The organism is Bacteroides sp. ET71, from assembly GCF_023336905.1.
GTDB lineage: Bacteria > Bacteroidota > Bacteroidia > Bacteroidales > Bacteroidaceae > Bacteroides.
Genome location: NZ_JAMBLS010000003.1, coordinates 163,420 through 177,813, shown reverse-complemented (window position 1 = coordinate 177,813; position 14,394 = coordinate 163,420). Strand labels below are relative to the sequence as shown.

8 protein-coding genes and 1 tRNA gene are annotated in these 14,394 nt (G+C 61.0%); 6 read left to right on the top strand and 3 right to left on the bottom strand.

The features are described 5' to 3' along the window. The first annotated feature begins 11 nt into the window (after positions 1-11). From M3090_RS03280 to M3090_RS03255, 6 genes are all read left to right on the top strand, one after another. Positions 12-836: a DUF3316 domain-containing protein gene (locus M3090_RS03280; RefSeq protein ID WP_249053962.1), complete on the top strand. Its 825-nt coding sequence runs from the start codon at positions 12-14 to the stop codon at positions 834-836. A 6-nt stretch (positions 837-842) separates the two neighbouring features. Further along, positions 843-1,856 carry a S41 family peptidase gene (locus tag M3090_RS03275; RefSeq protein WP_249053961.1) on the top strand — a complete coding sequence of 338 codons (1,014 nt, stop codon included), beginning with the start codon at positions 843-845 and terminating at the stop codon, positions 1,854-1,856. 78 nt (positions 1,857-1,934) lie between these two features. After that, positions 1,935-2,019 (top strand) — tRNA-Leu (locus M3090_RS03270). A 468-nt stretch (positions 2,020-2,487) separates the two neighbouring features. Further along, entirely contained in the window at positions 2,488-4,815 is a 2,328-nt protein-coding gene (gene bglX, locus M3090_RS03265) for a beta-glucosidase BglX (protein WP_249053960.1), read from the top strand. 436 nt (positions 4,816-5,251) lie between these two features. Continuing rightward, positions 5,252-6,118 carry an endonuclease/exonuclease/phosphatase family protein gene (locus M3090_RS03260; protein ID WP_249053959.1) on the top strand — a complete coding sequence of 289 codons (867 nt, stop codon included), beginning with the start codon at positions 5,252-5,254 and terminating at the stop codon, positions 6,116-6,118. Positions 6,119-6,132: 14 nt separating this feature from the next. Next, complete coding sequence (locus M3090_RS03255) at positions 6,133-7,488, top strand: glucoamylase family protein (protein WP_249053958.1); 1,356 nt, start codon at positions 6,133-6,135, stop codon at positions 7,486-7,488. Positions 7,489-7,619: 131 nt separating this feature from the next. Here M3090_RS03255 and M3090_RS03250 read toward each other — a convergent pair whose 3' ends face one another. The 3 genes from M3090_RS03250 to M3090_RS03240 form a co-directional block, all read right to left on the bottom strand. Further along, on the bottom strand, positions 7,620-9,131 hold the full coding sequence (locus tag M3090_RS03250) for a BACON domain-containing protein (RefSeq protein ID WP_249053957.1): 1,512 nt from the start codon (positions 9,129-9,131) through the stop codon (positions 7,620-7,622). 139 nt (positions 9,132-9,270) lie between these two features. Then, positions 9,271-11,073 (bottom strand): RagB/SusD family nutrient uptake outer membrane protein, encoded by a 1,803-nt coding sequence (locus M3090_RS03245; RefSeq protein ID WP_249053956.1) that lies wholly within the window; start codon positions 11,071-11,073, stop codon positions 9,271-9,273. A 36-nt stretch (positions 11,074-11,109) separates the two neighbouring features. Continuing rightward, the gene (locus M3090_RS03240) at positions 11,110-14,376 is read right to left on the bottom strand and encodes a SusC/RagA family TonB-linked outer membrane protein (protein WP_249053955.1); all 3,267 of its coding nucleotides are present in this window, start codon (positions 14,374-14,376) and stop codon (positions 11,110-11,112) included. Positions 14,377-14,394: the final 18 nt, after the last annotated feature.

The following is a 14,394-nucleotide window of genomic DNA, read 5'->3' as shown; positions in this document are numbered from 1 at the left end:
TCTGACTGCCGATGAAACGAAACGCATTATTCTTCTTGTTACTGCTCCTGCCGCTCGTGCGGGCTGCCGCCGTACCGGAGGAGGAGACGAACGACTCCGTGCCCGACCGCCCCATCCAGCGGGCCACGATGTACGGTTTGGGCTGGGCGAACATGTACGACACCTATCTCTCGCCCCAGGAATACCGGGGTGTGGAGTTCCGTCTGTCGCGCGAGAGCCTGCGTCAGACCAAGTGGGGCGACGGCCGGTGGATGCGTCAAGCTTTCTTTCAGGGTTACGCCAACTACACGCATAACCACGTGGACAACAATAACACGCTGTCTGCTCTCGTCAACTGGAACTACGGGCTGCACTACCGCCTCTACCGCACGGGCGGCCTGCGCCTGCTGGCCGGCGGACTGGTGGATGCGGCGGGCGGCTTCGTGTGGAACCTGCGCAACGGCAACAACCCTGCCTCGGCCCGTGCCTCCGTGGCGCTGGATGCTTCGGTGGCCGCCGTGTGGGACTTCCGCGTGCGGCGTGTGCCCCTGACCCTCCGCTACCAGCTCGACGTACCCCTCTTGGGCATGGCCTTCTCGCCCCACTACGGGCAATCGTACTACGAAATCTTCTCGCTGGGCAATGCCGGAGGCGTGGTGAAGTTCACGTCTCTGCACAATGCTCCCTCCTGGCGGCACCGTCTTTCGCTCGACTTTCCGGCCGGGCGCCTCAAGATGCGTTTCACCTACCTGTGGGATGTCCGGCAATCCAAACTCAACCACTTGGAGACGCACGCCTACGGGCACATCTTCATGGTGGGTTTTGTCAAACAATTCTCCCTCCTCCCTAACCGCTGATGCCGTATGAAACGATTGCTTTCCTATATTTATATAATGTGTGCGCTGCCCCTCGTCCTGGGCGGCTGCATCCGCGAAGACGAATACGACAACAGTCCTACGGGCAATTTCGAAGCCCTCTGGAAGCTCATCGACGAACACTACTGTTTCCTGGACTACAAAGGCATCGACTGGGATGCCATCTACGAGCAATACCGCGTCCAGATTACGGACGACATGGGCCAGGACGCCCTCTTCGAAGTGCTGGGCAATATGCTGGCCGAGCTGAAAGACGGGCATGTCAACCTCTATTCCGCCTGGAACACGGCCCGCTACTGGGACTGGTACCTCGACTATCCGCGCAACTTCGACGAGGCGCTCGTAGAGCAGTACCTGGGCCGTGACTACCGCATCGGCGGCGGGGCGGAATATACCATCCTCCAGGACAACATCGGATACGTGCGCTACGGCGATTTCTCCTCCGGCATTGGGGATGGTAACCTGGACGAGATGCTGCTCTACCTGGCCGTGTGCAACGGGCTCATCATCGACGTGCGCAACAACGGAGGCGGCAATCTGACCACCGCCTCGCAGTTGGCCGCCCGCTTCACCAACGAACGGGTGCTGACCGGCTACATCCAGCACAAAACCGGCCCCGGACACTCCGACTTCTCCGACCCCGAACCCGTCTACCTCGACCCATCCGACGGCGTGCGCTGGCAGAAACCCGTCGTCGTGCTGACCAACCGCCATGCGTACAGCGCCACCAACGACTTCGTCAACTCCATGAACTGCCTGCCCCAAGTCACCCTGCTGGGCGACAAGACCGGCGGCGGCTCCGGCCTGCCTTTCTCCTCCGAACTGCCCAACGGCTGGGGTGTGCGCTTCTCTGCCAGCCCCATGCTCGACGCGCAGAAGCAGCACATCGAGTTCGGCATCGACCCCGACGTCAAGCTCGACATGACCGACGAAGACGAAGACCAGGGCCGCGACACCCTCATCGAAGCTGCCCGCGCCCTGCTGAACAGCCCTTCGGACTGACCGCCGTGCACTTTCCTGCCTGGAATGTTGGTCGGAAAGAAAAAACTCCTTATCTTTGCCCCGCATACGCAAGCACAAGCGGGTGTGGCGTAATTGGCAGCCGCGCCAGACTTAGGATCTGGTGCCGCGAGGCGTGCAGGTTCGAGTCCTGTCACCCGCACCAGATGGCCTCTACTTCCGTTGAGGTTTTTCTGATTTCTTATAATATGGCATAAATGGGCCTTCGCGTCGTGACGACGCGGGGGCTTTTTTGTTGCCTCCCGTCCGTTCCGGCGCCGGCTCTTGTCCGCACGGGGCGCGGCTCTTGCGCGTGGCGGCCGCAGCGGGGTCGGGCCGGAGTGTTTCCCCGGTTTTCTCCGCCGTGTCGGGAGCCTGTTTTCAAGTCTTTGTCATACAGCCAGATACACGCGTTTGAGCAATAAAACAGTAGTGCCCTTTCAGTAAAAAAAGCGGAAAACGTATTAAATACGTATCTTTTTTTTTGCTTTCATCGCCTTCTCTTTCTTATATTTGTACGAAGCATTGGCAGCCGGGCGAGCGTCCGCCCCCGCCGTGCCCCGCTTGCCCGAACGGGCAGGCAGACGGACCGGATACCTAATATTAATAAACCTGATAAACAAACTGAAGAAACATGAAAAGATTATCCTTATTAGCTGTAGCTTCTGTGTCGGCCCTGCTGGCCTCGGCCTCGCCCAAGGGCGAAACCCCGACGACCACGCCTCGCGACATGGACACGTTCATCTCTGAACTGATGAGCAAGATGACAGTAGAAGAAAAAATCGGCCAGCTCAACCTGCCCGTCACCGGCGAGATAGTCACCGGGCAGGCCAAGAGCAGCGACGTGGCCAAGCTTATCGAGCAAGGCTTGGTGGGCGGCTTGTTCAATCTGAAGGGCGTCGAACGCATACGCGACGTGCAGCGCCTGGCGGTCGAGAACTCGCGCCTGGGCATCCCCCTGCTGTTCGGCATGGATGTCATACACGGCTACGAAACGGTGTTCCCCATCCCCCTGGGCCTGTCGTGCTCGTGGGACATGGACGCCGTGGAAGAGTCGGCCCGCATCGCGGCCACCGAAGCCAGCGCCGACGGCATCTGCTGGACGTTCAGCCCGATGGTTGACATCAGCCGCGACCCGCGCTGGGGACGCGTCAGCGAGGGCAGCGGTGAAGACCCCTTCCTGGGCGCCGCCATTGCACGGGCCATGGTGCGTGGCTACCAGGGCGCCGACCGTGCGACACAGCTCCAGGCCGACAACCAAATCATGGCCTGCGTCAAGCACTTCGCACTCTACGGCGCCTCGGAGGCCGGACGCGACTATAACACGGTCGACATGAGCCGCAACCGCATGTACAACGAATATTTCCTGCCCTACCAGGCAGCCGTCGAGGCGGGAGCAGGCAGCGTCATGGCCTCGTTCAACGAGGTCGACGGGGTGCCCGCCACGGCCAACCGTTGGCTGATGACCGACCTGCTGCGCGACCAGTGGAAGTTCGACGGCTTTGTCGTGACCGACTACACGGGCATCTATGAGATGATTGCCCACGGCATAGGCGACTTGCAGCAGGTGTCGGCCCGCGCCCTCGAAGCGGGAGTAGACATGGACATGGTCAGCAACGGCTTCGTCGGCACGCTGAAGAAGTCGCTCGACGAAGGCAAAATCAGCATGGCATACGTCGACCAGGCCTGCCGCCGCATCCTCGAGGCGAAGTGGAAGCTCGGCCTGTTTGACAACCCCTACAAGTATTGCGACCTGAAGCGTCCGGCCAAGGAAGTGTTCAACGCCGAACACCGCGCCGCTGCCCGACGCATCGCCGCCGGCAGTTTCGTGCTGCTGAAGAACGAGCCCGCCCAGGCCGGACAGGCGCCCGTACTCCCGCTGAAGAAGCAGGGCACGGTGGCCGTCATCGGCCCGATGGGTAATTCGCGCAGCAACATGCCCGGCACGTGGAGCGTGGCCGCCCGCCTGAACGACTATCCCTCGCTGTACGAAGGACTGAAAGAAGTCGCCGGAAAGAAGGTCGAAGTCCTCTACGCCAAGGGCAGCAACCTGATGAGCGACGCCAAGCAAGAGGAGAACTCCACCATGTTCGGCCGCTCGCTGAACCGTGACAACCGCACCGACCAGGAGCTGCTGGACGAGGCGCTGGCCGTGGCTGCCCGTGCCGACGTCATCGTGGCCGCCCTGGGCGAATCGTCCGAAATGTCGGGCGAGAGCTCCAGCCGCAGCGACATCGGCATCCCCGACACGCAGCGCCGCCTGCTCGAAGCCTTGCTGCAGACCGGCAAGCCCGTCGTGCTGACCCTCTTCGCGGGACGTCCCATGACGCTGGATTGGGAGCAGGAGAACGTGCCGGCCATCCTGAACGTGTGGTTCGGGGGTAGCGAGGCCGCCTATGCCATCGGCGACGTGCTGTTCGGCGACGTCAACCCCAGCGGCAAGCTGAGCATGACCTTCCCCCGCAACGTGGGGCAGATTCCGCTCTACTACAATCACAAGAACACCGGACGCCCGCTCGAACAGGGCCACTGGTTTACGAAGTTCCGCAGCAACTACCTTGACGTGCCCAACGAGCCGCTCTACGCCTTCGGCTACGGCCTGTCGTACACCACGTTCCAGTACAGTGACATCCGCCTGGACAAGACGCAGATGAACCAGAACGGCGAAATCACCGCCACCGTCACCCTGACCAACACCGGCTCGCGCGACGGGGCCGAGGTGGTCCAGCTCTACCTGCGCGACCGCGTGGGCAGCATCACCCGTCCCGTGCAAGAGCTGAAGGGCTTCCAGAAAGTCTTCCTCAAGGCCGGCGAAAGCCGCGAGGTCAGCTTCAAGATTACGGCCGACCTGCTGAAGTTCTACGACTACGACCTGGATTTCGTCTGCGAGCCGGGCGACTTCGACGTGATGATTGGCGGTAGCAGCGACCGCGTGAAGACGGCGCGGATTACGCTTCTTTAATTGAGAATTGAGAATTAAAAATTAAGAAATAAAGGCGAGGGCTGTAGGCTGCGGCGAACACGGGGCGCGCTTCGTCCGGACACGGGGCGCGCTTGTCCTTCGGAGTTTGCTTCTGCGAGAGGCTTCGTAGCCTTTGTCCGAAATGTCTTTAGTTTGTTTCACAGTGGAATACCCTCCGCCTTTATTTCTTAATTTTTAATTCTCAGTTCTCCATTTATGAATTTCCCATTCTCAACATCCTCATCTTTTATTTCTTAATTTTCCATTCTCCATTTTCCATTTACTCGTCTTTTATTTCTCAATTCCTAATTCTCCATTCTCAATTAAAGAATTTCTCATTCTCCATTTACTCATCTTTTATTTTTTAATTTTCAATTCTCAATTCTCCATTTACTCATCTTTTATTTCTTAATTTTCAATTCTCAATTCTCAATTTATGAAAACCTTCTTCCTTACCCTTGCTTCCGCCCTGCTCCTGCTGAGCAGTTGCGGGACGAAAACCTCCGACGCTCCCCAGTCTGTGAACGTCATGACCTTCAACATCCGCCTCGACACCGAGTCGGACAGCCTGAACGCCTGGCCCCACCGCCGTGCCGAAGTAGGCCGGATGCTGGGCTACTATGCCCCCGACCTACTGGGCATGCAGGAAGTGTTGCCCCAACAGATGACAGCCCTGAAAGAGATGCTGCCGCAGTACACCGCCCTCGGCGTGGGTCGCGAAGACGGCAAGGCCGAAGGCGAGTTCAGCCCCATCTTCTTCCGCACCGACCGCTTCGAACTGCTGCGTTCGGGCAACTTCTCGCTCAGCCCCACGCCCAATGAGTTTGGCGTCAAAGGCTGGGGGGCCGCGTGCAACCGCATCTGCACCTGGGCCTTGCTGAAGGACAGGCAGAACGGCCGCGAGGTGGCTTATTTCAATACGCACCTGGACCATGTGAGCGCCGAAGCCCGCCGCGAGGGGATGCGCCTCATTGTGGACAGCCTGAAAGCCATCGCCCCGGCGATGCCCGCCATCGTCACCGGCGACTTCAACTGCCTGCCCGACGACGAACCGGCGCAAGTGCTGACCCAAGGCGGATTGCAGAACGCCTGGACCTCGGCCGACGTGACCTGCGGGCCCTCCTGGTCTTTCCACGACTTCGGCCGCCTGCCCCGTGCCGAGCGTTACCTCATCGACTTCGTCTTTGCCACGCCCCAACTGCACGCCGCCCGCTGCCGCGTGCTGAGCGACGTGCCCACCACGGGCTACTACTCCGACCATTGCCCGGTGATGGCCGAACTGACATTTACTAATCCGCAATAAACCTGTCGAACAAAATGAAACCGACTCACTTACTGCTGGCCCTGTGCCTGCTCTTGGCCTTCACCCAGTGCAAGCCCAAGAAAGACAATGCCGCCGCAGCCCCCGAGCTGACCGACGAGCAACTGATGGACACCATCGAGCGACTGACCTTCAACTATTTCTGGGACGGAGCCGAACCCCACAGCGGCCTGGCCCGCGAACGCATCCACCTGGACGGTGACTATCCGCAGAGCGACCAGAACGTCGTCACCAGCGGAGGCAGCGGCTTCGGCATCATGGCCATCCTGGCCGGCATAGACCGGGGATACGTCACCCGCCAGCAAGGCCTGGAGCGCATGGAGCGCATCGTCTCCTTCCTCGAGACCTGCGACCGCTTCCATGGCGTCTACCCCCACTGGTGGCAGGGAGACACGGGCCGCGTGAAACCTTTCGGGCAGAAGGACAACGGGGGCGACCTGGTGGAAACGGCCTTTCTGATGCAAGCCTTGCTCTGTGTGCACCAGTACTACGTGCAGCAGGGAGGCGAGCAGGAGAAGGCACTGGCCGCCCGCATCGACAAACTGTGGCGCGAAGTGGAGTGGGACTGGCACCGGCGCGACGGCCAGAACGTGCTCTACTGGCATTGGAGCCCGGAATATGCCTGGCAGATGAACTTCCCCGTCCGTGGGTATAACGAGTGTCTCGTGATGTATGTGCTTGCTGCCTCGTCGCCCACCCACGGCGTTCCTGCCGAGGTCTACCACCAGGGCTGGGCCGAAGGCGGCGCCATCGTCGCGCCCCACGACGTCGAGGGCCATCGCCTGCAACTGCGCTACCAGGGCACCGAGGCCGGACCGCTGTTCTGGGCACACTATTCGTGGCTCGGCCTGAACCCCCGGGGCTTGTCCGACAAGTATTGCACCAACTACTTCGACGAGATGCGCAACCTCACCCTGGTGCACCACGACTGGTGCGTGCGCAACCCCAAGGGCTGGAAGGGTTACGGCCCCGACTGCTGGGGACTGACGGCCAGCTATTCCGTCAAGGGCTATTCGGCCCATGCCCCCAACGAGCAGGCCGACCTGGGTGTCATCTCGCCCACGGCCGCCCTGTCGTCCATCGTCTACACCCCCGAAGAGTCGCTGCGCATGATGCGCCACCTCTACCAGATGGGCGACTCGGTGCTGGGCCCTTACGGCTTCTACGACGCTTTCAGCGAGACCGACGGATGGTATCCCAAGCGCTACCTGGCCATCGACCAGGGCCCCATCGCCGTGATGATTGAGAACCACCGCAGCGGCCTGCTCTGGCGGCTGTTCATGAGTCACCCCGACGTGCAGGCCGGGCTGAAGAAGCTGGGCTTTGCGGTGAAGGAAGAGCAGGAGGGCTGACCGGGAAGACCGGCAGACCGATGGAAAAAAGAAGAGCGCGATGCCCGGGCATCGCGCTCTTTCTTATTCATGGTCACTCGTGACTTATCTCTTGTCACTCGTAACTTGTCTCTTGTCACTCGTAGCTTGTCTTACTCTGCCCGCATCAGCTTGATGTTGTCGATGAACCAGCGGCGGTAAACCTTGCTGCCGGTGTTGTCCTCGTTGGCACCCCAGTCGTTGGACTTGATGCTGATGAGGCTTTCGGGCGTGATGTCTGCCCCGTCAATCACCACCTCGGCGTGCAGCCACTCCAGCTTGTCCTGTGTGTCGACGAAGCTGTGGCCGATAGGCTCCATCTCGACGGTGTTGCCGTTGGTGGTGACAGAGACTATTACTTGCACGGGGTCGAACTTGCGCGTGCCGCCCACCATCGGTGCCCAGTCGAATGTCAACTTCAGGCTCGTGCCGGCGGGCACTTCTGTGAGGGCCGGCAGTGTCAGGCCAGCCTGGTAGTCGGTCTTGCCGAACTTCAGGTAGTTCTTCTGCAGGTAGATGGCGTTGCCCGGCGTCTGTTCCAGGCCGTAGCCGTGCAGCACGAGGGCTTCGGCGGCCGTCTGTCCGTCGGCGTTCTTGGCCGAATAGATTTGGGGGGCGTCGCCCGTGCCGTCGTTTTCTACGGTCTGTCCGGCGCCGCTGTTCTCTGCCCACGGTTGCAGCCACTCAAAGTCATCGCTGAAGTATATCTGCTCGACCAGGCCCAGGTCGTCCACTTCGGCGACGATGAGGCGCAGCACGGGGGCTTCCACGCCGTCGAAGTAGCCCCGGAGGGTCACCCGGTGGCCGTTGAGCTCGTCCAGGCCGAGCGAGGCGGGTGCGTCGATGATGGAGACGGAGTTGGACGCGTCTTCCACGGTGAGGGTGCTGCCGTTGAGCACTCCGGTGACGGACAGCCATTCGCGGCTGGTGGCGTTGTAGCTGTCGAGGTTGGCGGTGATGTCGGTCGCTTCGGGGTATTGGACGGGGTTGCCGCTGGTGAGGATGCTCACGTCATCGCAGGCCACGTAGGTCAGCGAGCGGCTGTCGGTGTCTTTCGAGCCTTGGATGTAGACGCGGTCGCCCACGCTGACAGTGGCGGTGGTCTCGAGGAAGATGTGGGTGTCGTAGGTGTCGCTGCTGACGATGCAGCCCGAGGTGCTGACGGCTGTCACGAGGGCTTCGGGCACGATGACCACGGTCTCGTCGGCCAGGGCGGGCAGTTGGTCGACGGTGTATTCCTGGCAGTCGCGGTACTTGTCTCCGTCTTGCGAGACGGTCACTTCGGCACGGCTGGCCAGTGTGTTGCCTCGGAAGACGATGGTGGCCTCGCGGGGATTGTCGACGGTGCCTTCGCGCAGGTTGTCGGTGACGGACACGGTGACTTCCGTGGTGCCTTGTCCGGTGACGGGCGTCACGCTAATCCATTCGGGCAGTTCGTCCATCACCCATTGGGCGTCGGAATAGACAGTGATGATTTGCTGGGATGCGTTTTCTGCCTCGAAGTTCAGGGCCGAGGCGCTGGCCAGCACGGCTTTGGCCACGGTCTGCTCGTCGTCGTCGCAGCTTCCGCACAGCAGGGTGGCCAGCACGAGGGCCGAGGCTGTTATGTAATTCTTCAGTTTCATGTTGTTTTTTCGTTTTTAGAGGTTGTTTGGTTCAGGGTTTGTCGGGGCCCGTCGTCCTGTCGGGATGGCTGCCGTCCGCAAGGGGTGTGCCTCTTGTCCGGAGGGGCCGTCTCTGGTGCGGACGGCGGGCCGGTGTGGGTCAGAAATCCAGTCCGTCGTCCCAGCCCGGGTTTTGCGTGAGGTTCGGGTTGAGCGAACGCTCGTTGGTCGGGATGGGGTAGAGGTAGTCTCGCTCTTCGTTGAAGCCGGCGCGGGCGATGTTCTGGTGGTAGTCCACGTAGCCCTGGTCTCCGTCGCTGAGCAGGATTTCGTTGCCTATTTCGTAAATCAGCACCCCTGTCTGGTCGGCGGGGCGTGCCGTGCCGCTGTTGTAGAGTATGACGTCGGGCTTTCCGTCGCCGCTCAGGTCATATTCTCCGGCTCCGGGGAAGTACATGCCTGTCAGTGCCTGGTCGATGCACTTGCCTGCCTTCCAGCGCACGAGGTCGTCGAAGCGGAAGCCTTCCTGGTTCAGTTCGATGGCGCGTTCGCGGCGTATCTCGAGGATGACGCCCTGGTTCTGTCCCGTCACGTTGTCATAGCCCGTCTCGGGGTCGGAGAGGTAACGGTCGGGGTGGGCGTTGGCATAGGCCAGGTCGAGGTCGGGCATGCCGGCGCGTTGGCGGATGAGGTTGATGGACTCTTCCAGGTCGTCTTGGGTCAGCGTGCCCAGTTCGGCCTTGGCTTCGGCATAGTTCAGCAGCACTTCGGCGTAGCGGTAGACGGGCAGGTCGCAGGTGGAGCGGTCGTTGCGGTCGACGTTGCCGCCGGAGGCCGTGGGCTCTTGCACGAACTTGATGGGCTGGTAACCGGTGACGCTGACCGACAGGTCGGGGGCCAGCACTTCGGTCTCGCCGATGCGCGTGTAGCCCGGTGTGCGGATGCTCTGCGCCAGGCGCGGGTCGCGGTTCTGGGTTTCTTCGAGGAAGGTCATCTCCTGCCATCCGGGCTGGTCGGTGAAGGGTGTGCCGTCGGCCATGAGGTAGGTGTTGACCATCTTGCGTGTCAGTCCGGGCCTGCCTTGCGTGGGCACCAGGGTGTGTGCCGTCGCGTTGTGGTAGATGTTCAGGCCGTAGTCGAACTTGATGGCCAGGATGTATTCGTCCGGGTTAGCATCTTCTTCGGCAAAGAGCGTCAGGTAGTCGCTCTCGGGGTGTCCGGTGTTGTACAGACTGTACTGCCCGTCGTCCATCAGTTGCTTGGCCGCTGCGGCTGCTTGCTCCAGGTAGTAGGTGTAGTCGTGGCCTTCGAGCGATACGCCGTGGTACTTCCGGTAAGTGCCTTCGTAGAGGCAGAATTGCGCTTTCAGCGCCATGGCTGCGTAGCGGTTCACGCGGAAGGGGCTGCTGGTCTCTTCGGCTTTCGAGGGGAGGTTTTCGATGGCGTAGTCGATGTCCTCAATCATGTGCGTCATGACCAGCTCGCGCGAGTCGCGGGGCTTGTAGAGCGATTCGTCGGCCGAGCCCAGCTCGACGTCGTACCAGGGCACGTCGCCGAAGCGTTTCACCTTTTCGAAGTAGAAGAAGGCGCGGAAGAAGCGGGTCAGGGCGGTGTATTTGATGACGGCCGCCTTGTCGTCACACTGGTTGACGTAGGCCAGCAAGGTGTTCATCTTGCGCAGGTCGGTCCACGTCCATCCTCCGCCCGATGCGGGGGGGATGCGGTTCGTTCCGCCAAGGATTTCGTCGGACAAGGTCTGCTGCACGTACAGGTCGCTCTGGTCGTCGTAGGGCGACTTGTCCAGCAGGTTGTTGTAGAAGGAGTTGCTGAAGAGTTGGAGGTCGCTCTCCGTCTGGAAGTAGTCGGTCTGCGAGATATCGCTCTTCGGGTCCAGGTCGAGCAGGTTGTCGCACGAGGCGAGCCCCATGGTCAGGGCCACTGCTGCTATGAATGTTCGTTTCATATCTTCGTTTCGTTAGAGTCTTGTTAGGGATGAGGGTTAAAATGTCACGTCTATGCCGAACATGAACGTCTTCTGCCAGGGATAGTAGGCGTTGTTGTAAGCGTCGCTGCGGTCGATGGCGGCTTCGGGGTCGATGTAACGCGTGTGCTTCTTCAGCGGCGACCAGTAGCAGAGGTTCTCGCCCGAGAAGTAGATGCGTGCCTGCTCGACGCCGATTTTCTTCGTCAGCGCCACGGGCAGCGTGTAGCCCACGGTCAGGTTCTTCAGGCGCAGGTAGCGGATGTTCTGCAGGTAGCGGTCGTTCACGTGGCTGAGCGGGCCCGACGTGGCCGAGTAAGCCATCGGCCGCGTGAAGTAGGCGTCGCGGTTGTCTTCCGACCACACTTCGTCCAGGAAGTCTTCTTGCAGGAACGACAGGTAGGGGTATGAGTACGGGCCCCAGAACTGCATGGCCTGTCCCGTGGGATACCAGTAGTGGTTGCCCGTGCCCTGGAAGAAGACCGATGCGTCGAAGCCGAACCAGCGCAGCGATGCGTTGATGCCGTACGACAGGCTGGGCAGCGAGTTGCCCAGGATGCGGCGGTCGCCCGGGTTGTCCACGGTGTTGCTGCCGATGTCCAGCTTTCCGTTGTCGTTCAGGTCGAGGAACTTCAGGTCGCCTGCCTGCCAGCCGCCGGTGACGCGTTTGTTGATGTAGCTCATGTCCACCTGCGACACGTATTCCTGCGCTTCTTCCGTGGTCTGGAACAGTCCGTCGGTGACGAAGCCCCAGATTTCACCCAGGCGCATCCCTTCATAATAGTCCTTGGCGAACGTCTTATCCTGGTTGTCGTACTTGGTGATGTAGCTCTTGTAGTTGCTCACGTTGAAGCCGATGCTGTACTCCACGGGGCGGCTGGCCAGCTCGAACTGGTCGCGCCAGCTCACGGCGATTTCGTAACCTTTCGTCTGCAGGTCGGCCGTGTTCATGTCGGGCACGCTGGCTCCGTAGACAGCCGGCAGCTCGATGCCGTCGGTCAGCATGTTCAGTGTGTTTCTTACGTATCCGTCGATGGTGATGTTCAGACGGTTCTTCAGCATGGTTAAGTCGAAGCCGAAGTCCCACTGCTGCGCCGTCTCCCACGTCAGGTCGGACGCGACGGGCGCGCTCAGGGTGGAGTATTTCGCCATGGAGCTGCCCTCGCCGAAGGAGTAACCGGCGAAGTCGTTCACGCTGATGAGGCGCATGTAGGTGTAGTAGGACGACACGTTCTGGTTGCCCAGGCTACCGAACGAGGCGCGGAGCTTCAGGTTGTCCACGTAGCGCGAGAGCGGCTTGAAGAACGGTTCTTCGGAGATGCGCCAGCCCACCGAGCCGGAGGGGAAGAAGCCCCAGCGGCTGCCTGCGGCAAAGCGCGAGGAGCCGTCGTAGCGGCCGCTGACCTCGAACAGATAGCGTCCCTTGTAGTCGTAGTTGACGCGGCCGAAGAAGCCGGCCAGGGCGTATTCGTTCTGTCCGCCGCCTACGCCGGTGATGACTTCGCCCTCGGCGTTCTGTCCCACCAGGTCGAGGTCGTCGAGCGTCGACGAGGCCAGGTTTTCGCCGTAGGCGCTGATGTTCTTCAGGCGCATCGTCTCGTAGTTGAAGCCGACGACGCCGGACAGGTGGTGTGCCTCGCGGAAGGTGTGGTCGTAGTTGGCGTAGACGTTGGTCGAATAGTAATTGCGCGTGTTGACCGATTCGTCCAGGCGGTTGGCTCCTGCGCCGGTGGCGTAGCTGAGCAGTTCGCCGTCAGGATACTCGCGATAGTAGAAGGGGTTGGAGCGGCTGGTGTTGCGCGTCTGGTAGAGCCGGTAGGTGAAGTCTGCGGTCAGGCTGATGCCCTTGTAGGGGGTGATGACCAGGCGCGTGGTGTTGGCGAAGTCGGTGGTGCGGTCCACGTTGCGGTGCGAGCCTTCGCCCAGCAGGATGTGCCGTCCGTTGCCCACCTTGTAGTTCAGGTAAGGCGTGCTGTACAGCCACGAGCCGTCTGGGTTCTTCATCGGGAAGCAGGCCAGGGCGTGGCGGGCGCTGTAAGCGAGGGTGTTCTCCACGCTGCCGTCGCCCTGGAAGGTATAACGCGAGCCGTAGAACGAAGTGTTGTTGCTCAGCGTGGCCCACTTGTTGATGCGGAAGTCTATCTTCGAGCGGAGGTTGTACTTGCGGTAGATGTCGGGGTTCTGGCGGAGGATGCCTTTCTGGTAGTCATAGGCGCCGGAGATGAGGTACTTCACGTCTTTCGTGCCTCCGCTGAGCGAGATGCTGTGCTGCTGCGTGGGACGCTTGTCGTTGTACAGCATGTGCCACCAGTCGTAGTTGCCGTAGTAGACCCATTGCTTGCGCCCGTTGCGCGTGTCTTCCACCACCCAGGGGCGGTCGGGGTTCTCGGTCTTGTCGTTGACGCGGGCCAGGAGCTGCTGCATGTCATAGTCGGTGTAGTCGACGTACAGGCCGCCGTTGTCGGCTTTCCAGAACTTGTTGATGGTGTAGACCGACCAGTAGCCGGTGTCTTCGTAGTCGGTAGAAGTGGTGGGCGCCTGCCAGCCCACGCGTCCGCTGTATCGCACGGTGGCTTTGCCTTCGGTGGCGGCTCCGGACTTGGTGGTGACGAGGATGACGCCGAAGGCGGCGCGTGCACCGTAGACGGCCGCTGCAGAGGCGTCTTTAATGACGGAGATGGATTCTACGTCGTTGGGGTTGATGAGTTCCAGGTCGCCGATGGAGCCGTCGATGAGCACCAGGGGGCCGGCGCTGTTGATGGAGGTGACGCCGCGCACGTTGATGGCGGGCGAGCTGCCGGGCACGCCGGACGAGGTGGTGATGTTCAGTCCCGGCACGGCACCTTGCAGCATGTTGGTCAGCGAGTGTGACGAGCGGTTCTCCAACTGCTTGCTGTCGACGGTGGTGATGGCGCCCGTGAGGTTGACTTTCTTCTGGGTGCCATAGCCCACGACGACCGCTTCGTCCAGCATGATGGCGTCTTCTTGCAGGTAGACGGTCAGGTGGTTGTCGGCAGGCTTCACCTTGACCCGTTCGGTCAGGAAGCCTACGTAGGAGAATACGAGTGAGGTTTCGCCCGCGGGGACGGAGATGCGGAACATGCCGTCGATGTCGGTGATGGTTCCCTGGGTGGTGCCCTCCACTCGGACGGACACGCCGGGCAGCGGTTCTTGCAGGGCGTCGAGCACCTTGCCCGCTACGGTCCTGTTCTGCGCGCTCAGCGTCTGGAGACTGCCGGCGATGAGCAGCAACAGGAGGAATACATAGGATTGGATTGTCTTCATATGAATTAAGTTAATGTT